General features: G+C 44.5%; 14 protein-coding genes and 3 tRNA genes. 8 read left to right on the forward strand and 9 right to left on the reverse strand.

Annotated elements, in window-relative coordinates; translation table 11 throughout:
• The first annotated feature begins 23 nt into the window (after positions 1–23).
• Entirely contained in the window at positions 24–1226 is a 1203-nt protein-coding gene (locus SO_RS10745) for an IS256-like element ISSod4 family transposase (protein WP_005054087.1), read from the forward strand.
• An 85-nt stretch (positions 1227–1311) separates the two neighbouring features.
• On the opposite strand, the gene gap is transcribed toward SO_RS10745, so the two are convergent.
• Both gap and SO_RS10755 read right to left on the reverse strand, forming a co-directional pair.
• Complete coding sequence (gap, locus tag SO_RS10750) at positions 1312–2322, reverse strand: type I glyceraldehyde-3-phosphate dehydrogenase (protein WP_011072334.1); 1011 nt, start codon at positions 2320–2322, stop codon at positions 1312–1314.
• A gap of 224 nt (positions 2323–2546) precedes the next feature.
• Positions 2547–3425, reverse strand: coding sequence for a DUF2989 domain-containing protein (locus SO_RS10755; protein WP_011072335.1), 879 nt, complete (start codon positions 3423–3425; stop codon positions 2547–2549).
• Between the two features lie 205 nt (positions 3426–3630).
• Here SO_RS10755 and SO_RS10760 point away from each other — a divergent pair, with 205 nt between their 5' ends.
• From SO_RS10760 to SO_RS10780, 5 genes are all read left to right on the forward strand, one after another.
• Positions 3631–5064, forward strand: a complete 1434-nt coding sequence (locus SO_RS10760; RefSeq protein WP_011072336.1) for a glyceraldehyde-3-phosphate dehydrogenase — start codon at positions 3631–3633, stop codon at positions 5062–5064.
• Between the two features lie 296 nt (positions 5065–5360).
• A tRNA-Gly gene (locus SO_RS10765) sits at positions 5361–5436 on the forward strand.
• Positions 5437–5456: 20 nt separating this feature from the next.
• Positions 5457–5530 (forward strand) — tRNA-Cys (locus SO_RS10770).
• A 49-nt stretch (positions 5531–5579) separates the two neighbouring features.
• Positions 5580–5666 (forward strand) — tRNA-Leu (locus SO_RS10775).
• A 280-nt stretch (positions 5667–5946) separates the two neighbouring features.
• Positions 5947–7140, forward strand: coding sequence for an amino acid aminotransferase (locus SO_RS10780; RefSeq protein ID WP_011072337.1), 1194 nt, complete (start codon positions 5947–5949; stop codon positions 7138–7140).
• 96 nt (positions 7141–7236) lie between these two features.
• On the opposite strand, the gene SO_RS10785 is transcribed toward SO_RS10780, so the two are convergent.
• Positions 7237–8157 carry a YvcK family protein gene (locus tag SO_RS10785; RefSeq protein WP_011072338.1) on the reverse strand — a complete coding sequence of 307 codons (921 nt, stop codon included), beginning with the start codon at positions 8155–8157 and terminating at the stop codon, positions 7237–7239.
• A gap of 289 nt (positions 8158–8446) precedes the next feature.
• Here SO_RS10785 and SO_RS10790 point away from each other — a divergent pair, with 289 nt between their 5' ends.
• Positions 8447–9259 (forward strand): glucosaminidase domain-containing protein, encoded by an 813-nt coding sequence (locus SO_RS10790; RefSeq protein WP_011072339.1) that lies wholly within the window; start codon positions 8447–8449, stop codon positions 9257–9259.
• Positions 9252–9875: a DUF2987 domain-containing protein gene (locus tag SO_RS10795; RefSeq protein WP_011072340.1), complete on the forward strand. Its 624-nt coding sequence runs from the start codon at positions 9252–9254 to the stop codon at positions 9873–9875. Before SO_RS10790 ends, SO_RS10795 begins: the two co-directional genes overlap by 8 nt.
• Before the next feature lie 57 nt (positions 9876–9932).
• Here SO_RS10795 and ttcA read toward each other — a convergent pair whose 3' ends face one another.
• The 6 genes from ttcA to SO_RS10825 all read right to left on the reverse strand — a co-directional run bounded on the left by ttcA (position 9933) and on the right by SO_RS10825 (position 16170).
• Positions 9933–10901, reverse strand: coding sequence for a tRNA 2-thiocytidine(32) synthetase TtcA (gene ttcA, locus SO_RS10800; protein ID WP_164925707.1), 969 nt, complete (start codon positions 10899–10901; stop codon positions 9933–9935).
• Positions 10902–10978: 77 nt separating this feature from the next.
• Positions 10979–11911, reverse strand: a complete 933-nt coding sequence (gene uspE, locus SO_RS10805; protein ID WP_011072342.1) for a universal stress protein UspE — start codon at positions 11909–11911, stop codon at positions 10979–10981.
• 126 nt (positions 11912–12037) lie between these two features.
• Positions 12038–12790 carry an electron transport transcriptional regulator EtrA gene (gene etrA, locus SO_RS10810; protein ID WP_011072343.1) on the reverse strand — a complete coding sequence of 251 codons (753 nt, stop codon included), beginning with the start codon at positions 12788–12790 and terminating at the stop codon, positions 12038–12040.
• 55 nt (positions 12791–12845) lie between these two features.
• Positions 12846–13550: a sulfite exporter TauE/SafE family protein gene (locus SO_RS10815; RefSeq protein WP_011072344.1), complete on the reverse strand. Its 705-nt coding sequence runs from the start codon at positions 13548–13550 to the stop codon at positions 12846–12848.
• Complete coding sequence (ccoS, locus tag SO_RS10820; RefSeq protein WP_011072345.1) at positions 13547–13750, reverse strand: cbb3-type cytochrome oxidase assembly protein CcoS; 204 nt, start codon at positions 13748–13750, stop codon at positions 13547–13549. The genes SO_RS10815 and ccoS overlap by 4 nt, the downstream gene beginning before the upstream one ends.
• A gap of 20 nt (positions 13751–13770) precedes the next feature.
• Positions 13771–16170: a heavy metal translocating P-type ATPase gene (locus SO_RS10825; protein ID WP_011072346.1), complete on the reverse strand. Its 2400-nt coding sequence runs from the start codon at positions 16168–16170 to the stop codon at positions 13771–13773.
• Positions 16171–16184 lie beyond the last annotated feature (14 nt).

Below are 16184 nucleotides of genomic sequence, written 5' to 3' on the forward strand. Positions count from 1 at the left end.
ATATTCAAAAACAGGAATGACACATGACCCAACCTTTTAACTTCGAACAAGCCCTTAAAGATCTGCAATCAGGTAAAAGCCTCACAGGTAAAGACAGCATTCTTGGCCCACTGATCAAGCAACTCACTGAAGCGGCTCTCCAGGCTGAGCTTGAGCAGCATTTAGCGCATGATCCTCAGCCTAATCGTAAAAATGGCAAAACCCCTAAGACCATTAAGCATCCGTCCGGTAACTTTGAGTTAGACGCTCCTAGAGACCGCAATGGCACCTTTGAGCCTCAGTTGATTAAGAAAAATCAAACTACACTAACCGATGAAATCGAACGTAAAGTGTTGTCGATGTTCAGTATAGGTATGAGCTATCGCGATATTAATCAACATGTTGAAGATATGTATGGGCTCAATGTGTCTAACGCAACAGTCAGTGCTATCACTGACAAACTCATCCCCGAACTTAAAGCGTGGCAACAGCGCCCATTAGATAGCCATTATCCTATCGTTTGGCTTGATGCGATACATTATAAAGTCAAAGAGGATGGGCGTTACGTCAGTAAAGCCGTTTACACATTGTTAGCGCTTAATATGAAAGGAAAAAAGGAAATTTTAGGGCTTCACTTATCCGAAAATGAAGGCGCTAATTACTGGCTATCCGTACTGACCGATCTTAATAATCGTGGTGTAAAAGATATTCTTATCGCCTGTGTTGACGGCTTGACCGGTTTCCCAGAGGCCATAGCCAGTATCTTCCCTCATACGGAAACACAGCTATGCGTTATCCATCAGATCCGCAACTCAATGAAGTATGTCGCCTCAAAAAATCAGAAAGCGTTTATGGCTGATTTAAAGCCTGTGTATCGAGCCGTGAGTAAAGAAGCCGCAGAGATGGCATTGGACGAACTGGAGGCCAAATGGGGTGATGCTTATCCGTTGGTAATCAACTCTTGGCGTCGCAAATGGCATAATTTGTCCCATTATTTTAAGTACCCAGAACATATCAGGAAAGTGATTTACACCACCAATGCAGTTGAGGCTGTGCATCGCCAATTTAGAAAGCTCACCAAAACCAAAGGTGCATTTCCTAACGAAAATAGCTTGTTGAAGCTACTTTACGCAGGCATATTAAACGCCTCAGATAAATGGACCATGCCAATCCACAATTGGAGCCTTTGTTTATCACAGTTAGCGATTTATTTTGAAGGACGTTTAGATAGCGTGCTGGAAATTTAAAAATTAGCCTGACACAGAATTTTGAACGCCCTCTAACAAAAAGCCCTGCATTTGCAGGGCCTTGATTACGCGTGATAATCAAAGATTATTTGGCGTTCATTAACGCAACCGCGTTGTCTAACATACGGTTACTGAAACCCCATTCGTTATCGTACCAAGCCATTACTTTGACTAAACGGCCATTAACGCGGGTTTGGGTCGCATCGAAATTAGATGAAAACGCATTGTGGTTAAAGTCGATAGACACCAATGGTTCTTTATTTACCGCTAACACTTCGCTCAGTGGCGCAACGCTTGCTGCACGTTCGATAATCGCGTTAACTTCTTCAACGGTAGTGTCACGTGATGCAATGAAAGACAAATCTACTAAAGACACGTTTACAGTGGGTACACGTACTGCTAAACCGTCGAATTTGCCTTGTAATTCCGGCACGACTAAACCAACTGCTGCAGCTGCACCCGTCTTGGTTGGGATCATCGACAGTGCCGCAGCGCGGGCACGGCGTAAATCAGTGTGGTAGACATCTGATAAACGTTGATCGTTAGTATAGGCATGAATGGTGGTCATTAAACCAGATTCAATACCAATTTCGTCATTTAACGGCTTAGCAAAAGGCGCTAAACAGTTGGTGGTACATGACGCATTTGAAATCACAGTCATATCTGAGGTCAGTACATTGTTGTTCACGCCGTAAACTACGGTTGCATCAACATTTTTACCAGGAGCTGAGATAATAACTTTCTTTGCGCCCGCCGCTAAATGTGGCTGCACTGATTCCTTGGACGTGAAGATACCGGTACATTCGAAAACTACGTCAACTTGTAAGTCGTTCCAAGGTAATTTGCCTGGATCGCGTTCTTGAAAGGTAAGGATCTTGTCACCGTTAACATAAATTGCTTCGGCATCATGCTCAACTTTCGCATTGAAACGACCATGTACAGAATCGTATTTGGTCAGGTGAGCGTTGATTGATGCATCGCCTAAATCGTTGATGGCCACAATTTTGATTGGGTATGCTTTTTCGCTTTCGTACAGGGCGCGTAATACGTTTCTACCGATACGGCCGTAACCATTTATTGCAACACGGATAGTCATCTCATATCCCTCTGGTGATTATAAAATTCAACTGGTAGTAAAATTACCAAACTGACAGCTATAGTCAAGTTAATTCGACTGTTTTGCCAGAATTCGGTTAACAAAATAGGTGTTTTTTTAAATCGCTCGCGAAAATACTATTATTACCGATGTATTTGGGTAAAAAATTACAAAATGGCAAACATTTTGCCACCATTTTTATCTCGTTATAATTGAACGTAACACTATGGCTTCTCAATGACGACTTCAGTTGCCACGGGGGCATGCACTTCAATACGTTGTGGTGTAAGCCATTGCGCGACTGGACTGGACGAGTAATGGCCGTCTTTTAACGCATCGATTAAGTTTTGGGCGTATTGATCTAATGTCACAGCCAATGTTTTGTTGCCACCGATTAAGGCTAGCATCTTATCTTCAGAATACTTCTGCTGCGTAAGTAGTAAATTTGCTTTTGTCAGCATATAGGTTTTATCAAGCTGTTGGGTTTGGCGATAAGTTGAGGCTAGTCCAAGTAGCCAGCTAGGATCAAAATCATCAAATTGAATACTTGCAAACACCTTAAGGTAGAGTTGTTGCGCTTTTATGGCGTTACGGCTGCTATAATAGGTGGCTATTTGCGCCAAAAGAAATGGCTCTGTGACTTCGCCAGCACTTTCTTGTGCCAGTAAACGGTTTAAGGCCTGTGTATCGCCAAAACGCGTCCACTGGTAATAAGACATAAAGGGATCTTGGCGCTCACGAGTGTCATCCTGTAGCTGACTAAGGTTTTGCGTGCTTAGGCGAAAGGCTCTGGCTCTATCTGCTGTACGGTTGGTGTGGATGATATGCTGGACACCTGAGGCCAGTTCAATGCAACGGCTGTAGTCTTCAAGGTAAGTTAACTGTTGGTAAAGTTGTTTACCAGTAGGGTTATTGTGACCAATGAGATCGAATCTGCTCTGAATAAGTTTTGTTTTCTCAGCTAAACACCAACCATCCTTATGCAAATCGGCACAAATTTCAGGATTATTTTTACAAATCGTTTGGATATTTCGGCCATTATCACAACCGAAAAGACTCATCACGAGGGCAAATGATGTAATTATTACTAGATTTCGTCTCAAAACACGCTCCAAAATGCAATTTTCTCTAATAAAATTACAGATTTACAGAAAATATCTTACTGGTAAGCAGGCACAGATTTCATTACAATGGCGCCGACCAAAAACAGGGTTTTCCCTAAAACCTACATAAGATTATTGGTCTTTTCGTCATGTTACTCAAACCTTTCAATACATTTTATTGAAAAGTGAGATAAAGGATCTGTAAATGAGCGCTGATAAACACCTACAAAGTTGGCAAGAACGTTTTGAAATGGCAGAGGCAATGCAACCTTTGCTGGGCAAGTTATACCGTAACCAAGGCGTCGAAGTTGTGGTTTATGGTAAGCCGTTACTCAATGCTTCTACTATTGAGATTATTAAAGCGCACCGTTTAGTTCGTCGTCATGTTGGCGAGAAATTACGTTTACGCGAGAGTTTCCCGTTTGTTCAAGCCTTAAGCAGACTCGCTGTTAAACAATGTAAAGTGGATATTGGTAAGCTTGCCGTTAAATACTGGGCTGAACATACCGATACCAATGAAATTGAAAGCTATATGGCACGTGAATTAGCCGCTGCGATTGATCATGCCGATGATATCGCTCCGCGTGATGTGGTGTTGTATGGTTTTGGTCGTATTGGCCGTCTATTAGCGCGCTTACTTATTGAGCGTACTGGTCGCAGCAACAAGTTAAGATTACGTGCCATCGTATTGCGTGGCGGTAAGAAGGGCGATTTAGAAAAACGTGCCAGTCTACTTCGCCGTGATTCAGTACACGGTCCATTCAACGGCTCTGTTGAAGTAGATGAAGAGAATAATGCCATCATCGCTAACGGTACTTATATCCAAGTCATTTACGCAAACTCGCCAGATGAAGTGGATTACACCAAATACGGCATTAACGATGCACTTGTTGTTGATAACACAGGTATTTGGAAAGATGAAGCAGGCTTAGGCTTACACTTAAAGAGCCCCGGTGCAAGCAAAGTGTTACTGACCGCGCCTGCTAAAGGCGCCATCAAGAACATCGTTTACGGTGTGAACGAAGGCGACATTACGCCAGAAGACATCATCGTGTCAGCAGCAAGCTGTACCACTAACGCGATTACGCCAGTGTTGAAAGCGGTAAACGATAAGTACGGTATCGAGAATGGTCATGTTGAGACTATCCACTCATACACTAACGATCAAAACCTGATCGACAACTACCATAGTGCTGACCGTCGTGGACGCAGTGCACCATTAAACATGGTGATCACAGAAACTGGCGCAGCCAAAGCGGTTGCTAAGGCGCTGCCTGTATTAGCCGGAAAGTTAACAGGTAACGCGATTCGCGTGCCAACACCAAACGTGTCTATGGCAATCATCAGCATGAACTTAAATGCTGAAACCAACAAAGACGAATTAAACGAATACCTGAAAGATACGGCGCTGCAATCACCCTTGCAAAACCAAATCGACTATACGGACTCGACTGAAATCGTATCGAGCGATTTAGTGGGTTCTCGCTATGCGGGTGTTGTTGACTCTCAAGCGACAATCGCTGAAGGTAAACGCGCCATTCTATACGTATGGTATGACAACGAATTTGGTTACAGCTGCCAAGTGGTCGGTGTCATGCAAACGATGTTAGGATTAACGACATTGTCGCTGCCCGCTTAATCGTGATTGGCCGATAACAGAAAGCGCCTGATAGGGCGCTTTTTTATACTTTAATGATGTTAAATCACAATCTATCTCAACATTTGTATTGAGCAACTCCGAGAGTTGTTTATTCTATCGGCAAGCTTATCTCGCGATGGCTGAATATTGGGCAAACAGTTGGCTTAAGCGCAATATTTCAAATTTGTTGATTGACTCTGAAGGTTAAATCGGTAGAATGCCAATCCGCAGTCAGGGGAAAGCGTTGTTAAGTAATTCCCAAACTTAATCAAATTACGTTAAGTTGTGACATCGATGCGACATTAGCTCAGTTGGTAGAGCGATACCTTGCCAAGGTATAGGTCATCGGTTCGAACCCGATATGTCGCTCCAATCTATCGTGGTTGGGAAGTGGCGCGATGGCAGAATGGCTATGCTGCGGATTGCAAATCCGTCGATCTCGGTTCGACTCCGGGTCGCGCCTCCATAGATTAATGTATTAATGACACAATTTCTGTTATTAATATGAAGAGTTTGCCCGAGTGGTGGAATCGGTAGACACAAGGGATTTAAAATCCCTCGCTGGTAACAGCGTGCCAGTTCAAGTCTGGCCTCGGGTACCAAACATAAAAAAGGCCTAACACTGTTAGGCCTTTTTTATTGCCAAAATGCCTACAAATTTATCTATGATGTCATAGTGATCTGCCTCTAAAAAATCATATTTATCTAAAAATTCTGCTTTCACATAAATGATCTCTCATTTAGTTGTTATTTATTTTAATCAATCCATAATAGCCAAACTATTTCCTTAAGATGTGGTAATAGGCGCTATTCCCCCTCTTAAGACAGTGGTATAAATAAGCCGAATTTTCCCCTACACGTGAACATTTAGGATAAGTAGTCATGATTTTCTCTCAGGTAGTGCTCGCTCCAGCAGATCCCATCCTTGGTTTAACCGATACTTTTAAAGCTGATCCACGTCAAGATAAAGTCAACCTTGGTGTCGGCATTTATAAGGATGAAGCAGGGCAGACTCCGGTATTGCAATCGGTTAAGAAAGCAGAAGCCATACTGCTAGAACAAGAGAAGACTAAAAACTATTTAGGCATAGAAGGGGTCCAAACCTACAACCGCGTTGTACAAGAGTTGTTATTTGGTGAAGGTAGTGAGCTAGTGGCTTCTGGCCGTGCCGCAACCGCCCAAGCGCCTGGTGGTACAGGGGCATTGCGTATAGCCGCCGAGTTTTTATTGAGAAACACGCCATCTCGCACTATTTGGGTAAGTAATCCCACTTGGGCTAACCATCAAAATATTTTTGAAACTGCAGGGTTAACGGTTAAAGAGTTTGGATATTACAACGCCAGTGCTCACGATATCGATTTCGATGGCATGATGACCGATCTCGCCAATGCACAGGCGGGTGACATTATTCTACTGCACGGCTGCTGTCATAACCCAACGGGTATTGACTTGACTTTAGCGCAATGGGATTTAGTGGCTAACCTCTGTGCTGACAAACAATTAGTGCCTTTGTTTGACTTTGCTTACCAAGGTTTTGGAACAGGTATTGAAGAAGATGCTGCAGGCCTGCGTTTAGTCGCTTCAAAAGTTCCTGAGCTGTTAGTCGCAAATTCTTTCTCTAAAAACTTTGGGCTTTATAATGAACGTATCGGTGCTGTGACTGTGGTTGCTCACAATGCAGATGAAGCTGTTCGCGCTTTTAGCCAAGTGAAACGTACAATTCGGGCAAACTATTCAAATCCCCCAGCCCATGGTGCGTTAATTGTTAGCACCATTTTAAGTGATGCAGCTTTGAAAGCCCTTTGGGTACAAGAGCTGACCGAAATGCGTGAGCGTATAGCCCTTATGCGTACTCTATTTGTGCAGAGCTTAAAAGATGAGGGTGTGACTCAAGATTTTAGCTTTATTTCGCGCCAAAATGGTATGTTTAGCTTCTCTGGCTTGAATAAGTCGCAAGTGGCCCGTTTAAAAGACGAATTTGGAGTTTATATTGTCGGTTCTGGTCGTATTAGTGTGGCGGGTATGACGAAAGCCAATATGCCTGCGATCTGTAAAGCGATTGCTCAGGTCGTATAATCTGATTGATGACTACAAAAAGGACAGCCTAGGCTGTCCTTTTGATTATTACGTTGCTTCGAACTTGAGCATTTTTGTGCGAAGTTAAAAAAGTGATTATGAAACCAACGTTTCTAATGGTAACCCTGACTTTATACGCAGTACGGCGCATAATGCATCACGAAGGCTTGCCTGATCATGCAATTGCGGGTTGTGGCGATTTCTTAAGGGGAAATAATTAACTAAGGTGCCTAGTCGTAATTGCTCTGAATGGCGCAGCACCTTAGTGATCACCGGCTTACCTATCACTTGATGACACCACGAAATGCGTTGCTCAATGCTGAATTGGCCTGCGGGGGATGCTTCTTCATTCAGATTATCGATAAAAACCACAGGGGCAGTTGTCATTGCTAACGCTTTAGCAAAGCAGGGAAGTAACAGTGGTGGCATAATACTGGTCAGGAAACTCCCTGGTCCCAAGATAATCAGATCGGCGCGACGAATGGCTTCACAGGCTTCTGTTGTAGCATTGACTTGCGGTTCTAGACACAGGGCAATAGGTGCCTCATTCATTTTGTCGACGTTAACCTCTCCAAATACTTTCGAACCTGACGCTTGCAAGGCAACTAAATGTGTTGGTTGTTCCGACATTGGAATGATATTGGTTTCAATCTTAAGCATATGCCGAATAAGATTGACAGCTTCGAGGGGCCTGACACAGAGTTTATCGAGGGCAAGCAGCATAAGATTGCCAAGATTATGGCCACTCAGTTCAGTTTCACCTTGAAAACGATACTCAAATAACTGTGAGCCGACGGATGGGCGATGGGCTAGTTGGGACAAACAATTGCGTAAATCGCCCCAAGCGATACAATCTTGCTCAGCTCTTAATCGACCGGTAGAACCACCGTTATCCGTGGTAGCAACAATACCTGTGAGACGATTGCCCAGAAAATCGAGCGATGAGAGTACACGTCCTAATCCGTGACCACCACCAATAGCGACGACATGATTGAATTGATTTAAGATCTGCTGCATAAGGGTTCCTTCCTGAATACCCGAAAAATCCTGCCTTGTTGTTGACTCGCGTTGATGCTTGTCGTCGCCGAGGCTAGCGGAACCTTAGTATAAAAGCTCGGTCAAATGCATGCACTAAAAATTCACACGCACAGTCAATACTTAAGTTCGAGATCGCATTTTTTCTGTGGTTGAACACAATGATTGGAATGAATGGGTGTTTTTGCATCCAAATTTCGTGAATTTCAAGATATGACATATAATCTTGCGCTTATTTTGCCACGAGTGACTCAACATTAAAGGTGACTTATTGAAAACGGGTAGAATTGGTTCGTTTATACTCGCGTTAGCCCTAGTGATCTTGGCGATCTTTTCGCTAAGATTATTGCTCATTCCTACAATTGATGAGCCAGAATCTATCGTAACCCAACTGGAAAACGCCATAGACCCCGTTACACAAGTTCCCGATTTTTCTGCTATCACTGATGTAGCGGAAAAAAAACGTGCCTTTTTCGACTTTTTAAGACCCATCGTTCAACAACAAAACGCAATTATTGCTAGCGAGCGAGAGTTTATTACTGACATGCTGGCGATAGTAGAGAACGGCAATGCATTATCTGACTCGCAGTCAGCGCAACTCAATCAAATATTTGATAAATATCTATATGCTGCCCGTAACGTAGATGCTAAATCCCTCAACAGTTTACTCAAGCGGGTCGATATCATTCCCGAATCGATGGTTCTGATCCAGGCTGCCAATGAATCCGGGTGGGGAAGTTCTCGATTCGCGCGTGAAGGATTTAATTTTTTTGGTGAATGGTGTTTTAGCAATGGCTGCGGCATAGTGCCTTCCTCTCGAGGTTCTGGCAAAACCCATGAGGTGAAAATATTCCCATCGGTTGATGCTTCAGTATCCTCCTATATGCGTAATTTAAACTCTAATACCGCGTATAACCTATTTCGCTCAATTCGCGCAGATTTACGCGCTCAGGAAGCTGAGCTAAATGCCGACCAATTGATCTATGGGTTAGTAAATTATTCTGAAAGGCAAGAAGCTTATATCGATGAGTTACTCGATATGTTACGACACAATGCAAAATACTTGGTGAAGGCGGATGTTTAAAAAATGGTTGTTAGCGGGACTTTGCTTGTGCGCATCAAGTGCGCAGGCTGAAACAATTTCCCTTGAGTATAAAGGGTTTTATGACAGATTAAAGCAGGTCAACAAAGGGAACTATCAGTTAGTTGAAATTGCATTTAGCGTTCCTATATTGCCTAATTGCCATATTCAACGCGGTACAATATCAAGTGAGTTAAATACAACGCCATTGACCTATACCGCCGCCCAACGGCTCTTTATTCCCTTTGACGACGCCCTAAAAGATCAACGTGCATTAGTTAATCTGGAGTTTGATGGCAAGGCTGAAGGCTGCGCAATTGCGATGCAAGTACGAGCGAAGCAGACTCATGCGCAATATGATAAAGAGCGTTTACAGCAAATCGCTACTGAAATGGATGCCTTATTAGGGGTAATGCAGGGCTTTCCTATGCGTTATTTTAAGGAGCCTATTGCGGGGTTAAACTTTGAATTTGGCCAAGATCAAACGATCGCTGTGATACTCGATGGTCGTGAGCAACAGGTCAATGGCAGCTTTAAGCTTGGCGTCGATCAACTCAACACCTTGTCCTCTTTGCAATTTAGCCAAGCCCCAACAGTACTGAGTCCTTGGGTGAAATAGCGCATTTTGAACCCATAAAAAAGCCCACAGTAGTGGGCTTTTGACATTTAATAGTGCTTACACTTCATAAACGTTAACAATATCAATCCGTTTTGCGGCATCTAAATCGATATGACCGCTGTTGGCAATATCGAGAAAATCGAACGCGGGAAGATTGGCTTCAGCAACATCGCCTTTCATGGGGGCGTCAGGATCGCGTTTTAACGATACAAAATCAAACTGCTCACGGTCAACACCCTGCGATGGCGCAGTGTTTTGCATGGCGGTGAAGATGGTTTCAATACGTCCAGGAAATTGTCTGTTCCATTGATTGAGCATGTCTTTCACCGCTTGGCGCTTAAGGTTTTCCTGAGAGCCACAGAGGTTACAGGGAATAATGGGGAATTTTTTAAGCTCTGCATACTCTTCCAAATCTTTTTCGCGGCAGTAGGCGAGTGGGCGGATCACCACGTTAGCGCCGTCGTCAGAGAGTAGCTTAGGTGGCATGGCTTTCATCTTGCCGCCGAAAAACATATTAAGAAAAAGCGTCTCAATAATATCGTCTCTGTGATGACCAAGGGCGATTTTAGTCGCGCCAATGCGCTGCGCAAAGCCATAGAGGGTGCCGCGGCGTAGACGAGAGCATAGAGAGCAGGTGGTTTTGCCTTCCGGAATTTTCTCCTTCACGATCGAGTAGGTGTCTTTCTCGAGGATGTGATAGGGAACATTTAGGCTGTCTAAATAGGCTGGTAGAACATCTTCTGGGAAACCGGGCTGCTTTTGATCTAAGTTAACAGCGATGATTTCGAACTGCACAGGTGCGCGTTGCTGCAGATTAAGCAGAATATCGAGCATGGCATAGCTGTCTTTACCGCCACTCAAACAGCACATAACACGATCGCCATCTTCAATCATGTTGTAGTCGGCGATGGCACTACCTACTTCACGGCGTAGACGCTTTTGTAATTTATTCAGACGGGTAGTTTGTTTTTTTGATAATTCTTCAGGCATTTGACTCGCCGTAACTTCAGACATAGCTTGCAACATAAAAAAAGCGCCCAGTAACTCAGTTTCAGGGCGCGTATTATTCCAGCTATCGAAGGCGGGGTAAAGAGCGGCGTGCGTTATGCCTCTTCAAGCGGTGATTTATAACCGTCGGGTTTGATGGCTAATAAATCACAGTTGATGCTATCGATAACATGCTCTGCAGTGTTACCTATGAGTGCTGCTGAAAAACCCGTACGACCCACGGTGCCTAAAATCACTAATTCAGCATCGAGCTGCTCGGCAAGCTCGGGGATCACATCTTCTGGCAATCCTTCTTTGACATGGCAATTCTGCTTATCAATTCCATAGGCATCAGCCAGATACTGCACGCGTTGTTCATGCTGTAAGCGAATGGTGTCGTTATAGGTCTGTGCATCAAAATCGGGTAGTTCAATGGCAAGATTCACTGGCGTACCAGGAAAACCATTGACTAAATGCACTTCGGCAGCAAATTTTCCAGCTAAATCCTTAGCATGCTCAATAATTTTGCCGTTAAGCATTTGATGATCGGTATCTTCGGTCGCCACGTTTACTGCGCAGAGGATTTTACCGGTTTCAGGCCAATCATGATCTTTGACCATTAACACAGGAACAGGTGCTTTACGCATTAAATGCCAATCGGTTGGCGTAAAAATCACCGCTTTTAACTTGTCGTGGGCATGGGTACCTTTAACGATAAGATCATATTGACCTGCAATCGCATGGTTAATAATGCTTTCAAACGGACGATTATGCCAAATGACTTGAGTATCAATGTTGAGTCCTAGGTGATTGTAGGGGGCGAGTAGATCTTGGATCCACGCCACACGCTGATCAATCACACCTTGGCGCATCGCTTCGCGCTCTTGGCTCGATAAAATTGAAGTCATTTCATAGGAGAAGTCAAATATTGAGAGAAACACAGTCACATGGGCGTTACTTTTACTGGCCAAGGTAACAGCTCGGGCGAGAGCAACCTGATTTTCTGTCGTGGGATCGACAACTACCAGTATTTTTTGATAATCCTTCATAGCATGTTCCTTTAGTCGTAGGCTCATGTTTATCATGAGCCTTTGGCAATTAGCTGTATTGTTCTAGATCAAAACTCTTTTCAAAACCGATGCCTAGCGTAAAGCATAAACGCTAAAAGGTGTGATTTATCTGGCGATCCTAGCATTACCCGCCAAGAGATTAAGTTCATGATGGTCAACGATGATGATGTATTTGCCTTTCACTTCAATTAATCCCGACTTTTGAAAGCGACCGAGTAAGCGGCTAATGGTTTCAACGGTAAGGCCTAAGTAATTACCAATATCACCACGTGTCATGGTTAAGCGAAATTCTTTAGCAGAAAAACCACGATTACCGAAGCGGTTAGCAAGGTTACTGATAAAGGCGGCGAGACGTTCTTCTGCGTTTTTCTTACTCAGTAGCAAAATCATTTCTTGATCGCTCATGATTTCATTGCTCATTAAGCGCATGATTTGCTGACGTAATTTAGGCATTGTGCCTGAAAGTTCGTCGAGGATGTTAAAGGGGATTTCACATACCATGGAGGTTTCTAAGGCTTGTGCAAAACTTTGATGCGATTGGGCATGAATACCATCAAAACCAATAACATCACCTGCTAAATGAAAGCCTGTGATCTGTTCATCACCTTGTTCGGTGATGGTGTAACTTTTTATGGTGCCTGAGCGGATCGCAAAGAGTGATTTTAAAGGGTCACCCGATTTAAAAATCTGTTCGCCTTTTTGAATGGGCTTCTTACGCTCAATAATGTCGTCGAGCTGATCGAGTTCATTAGCATTGAGGGTGAACGGGATACAAAGGGTTCCCATACTGCAATCGTGACAATGAATTGCACACCCACTAGCGGCGGAACGACGGTTTTTATTCTGCTCTATTGTCATGTCGGTTCTCAAGTTAATCCACTGCAGCCATGTTAAACCAATTCATTCGCTTGGGCTAGTTTAGCTGCGACAGGGCGATATATAAAGTTTGGCCACCAAAGACGATTAATAGTAAGCCACTCAATAATCTAACGGTTTTTTGTTGTACCCAATTGGCTAAACGCTTTGCTGCCACGCCAGCACTAAGTAGCGCCGGGAGAGTCCCTAAACCAAAGGCGAGCATAATCAAGGCGCCTTGGCTGGCAGAACCTGCCGCCACAGACCAAGTTAAGGTGCTATATACCAGTCCACAGGGCAGCCATCCCCATATCAATCCAGCGGTGATGGCTTGCATTGGCGTGGTGATCGGCACAAGACGCTGGGCTATGGGTTTTAAATAACGCCACAACACTTGGCCGAGGCGTTCAATTTGTACTATTCCGACCCAAATTTTAGCAATGTATAAACCTGTCGCGATCATCATGATGCCTGCGAAGATCCGCAAGACTAACAGATAGCTGTCGAGTTCAAATAAGTGGCCGAGCATCGCAGAAGAGCCGCCGACTAAAGCGCCAGCGAGGGTATAACTCAAGATACGGCCAAGGTTATAACTGAATAAATAGGTGAGTTGATGGGCTAAGTGATTTCCCTGTTTGGGATTGGGGAGCTGAGAAGAAAAGGCTCCGACGAGACCACCGCACATGCCAAAGCAGTGGGCAGCCCCCATTAAACCAACAAGAAAGGCACCCGTTACATTGTATTCAATTACAGTGTCAATCACTGCGGCATGCCTTTGTCTTGAGCTTCCTGTTGCTTAATGTTTGCAGGATTTGGCTTGCCAGAATCTTCATCGAAGAGGATGGAGACGCTTTGGCGGTCTAAATCATCGAATTGCTCCGATTTTACCGCCCAAAAGAACACGGCTACGGCGATCAACACAAAGATCATCGCGATAGGGATAAGTACATAAATGATGCTCATTAGCTAAGCCTATTTTATTGTTATATTTTAATTCGTAATAATCTCAAGCTGTTACCCACAACGATAAGTGAGCTTGCCGACATGCCAATTGCGGCAATATAAGGTGCAACATGACCTGTCACTGCCAAAGGTAAAATGAGTGCGTTATACCCTAATGCCCAAGCGAGATTTTGACGAATAATCTGTGTGGTCAGTTTAGCAACCCTCACGGCTTGGGTGAAGCGGGATAAGTGATCGCCCAGCAAAATTAAATCGGCACTATTCTTGGCTATTGCACTGCCGCTGCCCATGGCCACGGATAAATCGGCGCCTGCGAGGACGGGGGCATCGTTTATACCATCACCGAACATCACCACCGGATTGGATTGCTGCAACTTTTTCACTAGGGCGAGCTTATCCGCAGGCGTTAGTCCACTATGTACATCGGTAATTCCAAGCGCTTTTGCTAACTGATGCACATGCCCTGAGCTATCACCGCTGGCGATACTGACTCGACAACCTTGCTGTTTTAAGATGCCGACCGTTTCTTTGCTATCAACACGAATATTGTCTTTGATCTCAATGGTGGCAAGAACCTCAAGCGAGTCATCATTACCCCATGCCAGCCAAATTTGTTGATTTATAAACTCAGGATTGACTAGCGCGCCAGTAAACTGAGCATTGCCAATTCGGTATTCAGTGCCATTGATGAGGCCTTTTACTCCAAAACCGACTTCATGGTGAACCTGATTAGCGACAACATCTGGTGTCAAATAGGCAGCAAACGCAGTAGCAATAGGATGGAGAGAGCCCGTTTCCAAGGCTGCGGCAATGGCCAAAACCTCTTCTATTGCAAGGTGACTATGACACTTTACTTCTGAAACCGATAAGGTACCACAGGTGAGGGTACCCGTTTTATCAAATATTACATGTTTGATTTGCGGAAGTTTTTCAAAGACACCTGCTTTACGGGTAATGATCCCAAGGCGAGTAAAAATTGCCGTTGCGCAGGTCACAGCTGTCGGTGTTGCCAGCGCAAGGGCACAGGGGCAGGTTGCCACTAATACTGATAAGGTGACCCAAAATGCATCTTCGGGGGATATTTGCAGCCAAACAAAATAGGTGATTGTTGCGATTGTTAGAATGGTGCCAGAAAAATAGCGCGACAATTTGTCGGCCAACATAGCCACCGCAGGTTTAGTGTTAGATGCTAATTCCTGCAGGCGAATGATCTCGGCAACGAGCTGATCTTGCCCAAGGGCGGTCACTTTTACCTTGATGGGTTGTTCAAGGTTGATTGTGCCTGCAAATACTTGGCTATCAACGGGTTTATCAATCGGCATTTGCTCACCAGTGAGCATGGCTTCATTGATACTACTATGGCCTTCAACGACGCAGCCATCAGCGGCGACCATTTCGCCGGGTTTTACGAGGATAATGTCACCAAGGCGCAGTTTTTTAGCGGGGATTTCTTCTTGCCCTTGCTCGTTTACAAGATGTGCTGTCAGCGGCACTAATTTATGTAAGTTACTGGAGCTTACCGAGGCCTTTTGTCGTGCCTTCTGCTCGAAATAACGACCAAGCAGCAGGAAGAAGGTGAACATAGAAACAGATTCAAAATACACTTCGCCAGTACCATTGACCGTGGCAAAACAGCTCGCAGTAAAAGCGCCGCCAATGGCGATGGAGACGGAAACATCCATATTCAGTTTGCCACTGAGCAGGGTGCGAATGGCGCTAAAATAGAAGGGCTGCGCCGAGTAAAGTACCACTGGCGTGGCAAAAATCATGCTAACCCAGCGGAAGTAATCCCGATATTGCACATCTAAATCAGTAAAATACCCAGTATAAAGGGCAAGAGCAAACATCATGACTTGCATGGTGGCAAAACCCGCCAAACCTAGGCGCAATAAAAACTTGCGGCTATTTTGCTTGGTGGTCAGTTCTTGCTCATCCACTTGGTAGGGCGCAGCTTGATAACCAATACGGCTAATTTGCCCAAGAATATCACTGAGTTTGACTTGCTGTTTGTCCCAGCTAATCATCGCCCTTTGGGTGGTGGAGTTGACCATCACTTGGCGCACGCCACTAAGTTGTTTCACTTTATGCTCGATTAACCAAGCACAGGCCGCACAGGTAATACCATCGATGGAGAGGGATACCGAATCGCTATTATCCTCTGAGTGAACAAAATCTTGCTGCACTTCGGGCAAATCGTAGGCGCTAAATTGATTTAACGCCTCGGGTACGAGTGCCGTCTGTTTATTTCCTGGCTCAGTACGGAACTTGTAATAACTTAATAGGCCCGCATCTACAATGGCTTGTGATACCGCTTGGCAACCTGGGCAACACATAAGCTCATCGCGATCATTAATCTGTGTGACAAACTGAGTTCCAGTGAGCACAGGCTCATTACAATGAAAACAACTTGGATGTGTCATAGCGCTACTTATTC

The organism is Shewanella oneidensis MR-1, from assembly GCF_000146165.2.
Lineage (GTDB): Bacteria > Pseudomonadota > Gammaproteobacteria > Enterobacterales > Shewanellaceae > Shewanella > Shewanella oneidensis.

Coding starts and splice junctions, on each gene's coding strand:
- SO_RS10745 (WP_005054087.1), top strand. CDS start 24: ATGACCCAACCTTTTAACTTCGAACAAGCCCTTAAAGATCTGCAATCA.
- gap (WP_011072334.1), bottom strand. CDS start 2,322: ATGACTATCCGTGTTGCAATAAATGGTTACGGCCGTATCGGTAGAAAC.
- SO_RS10760 (WP_011072336.1), top strand. CDS start 3,631: ATGAGCGCTGATAAACACCTACAAAGTTGGCAAGAACGTTTTGAAATG.
- SO_RS10780 (WP_011072337.1), top strand. CDS start 5,947: ATGATTTTCTCTCAGGTAGTGCTCGCTCCAGCAGATCCCATCCTTGGT.
- SO_RS10785 (WP_011072338.1), bottom strand. CDS start 8,157: ATGCAGCAGATCTTAAATCAATTCAATCATGTCGTCGCTATTGGTGGT.
- SO_RS10795 (WP_011072340.1), top strand. CDS start 9,252: ATGTTTAAAAAATGGTTGTTAGCGGGACTTTGCTTGTGCGCATCAAGT.
- ttcA (WP_164925707.1), bottom strand. CDS start 10,901: ATGTTGCAAGCTATGTCTGAAGTTACGGCGAGTCAAATGCCTGAAGAA.
- uspE (WP_011072342.1), bottom strand. CDS start 11,911: ATGAAGGATTATCAAAAAATACTGGTAGTTGTCGATCCCACGACAGAA.
- etrA (WP_011072343.1), bottom strand. CDS start 12,790: ATGACAATAGAGCAGAATAAAAACCGTCGTTCCGCCGCTAGTGGGTGT.
- ccoS (WP_011072345.1), bottom strand. CDS start 13,750: ATGAGCATCATTTATGTACTTATCCCTATCGCGATGATCTTTGTGTTG.
- SO_RS10825 (WP_011072346.1), bottom strand. CDS start 16,170: ATGACACATCCAAGTTGTTTTCATTGTAATGAGCCTGTGCTCACTGGA.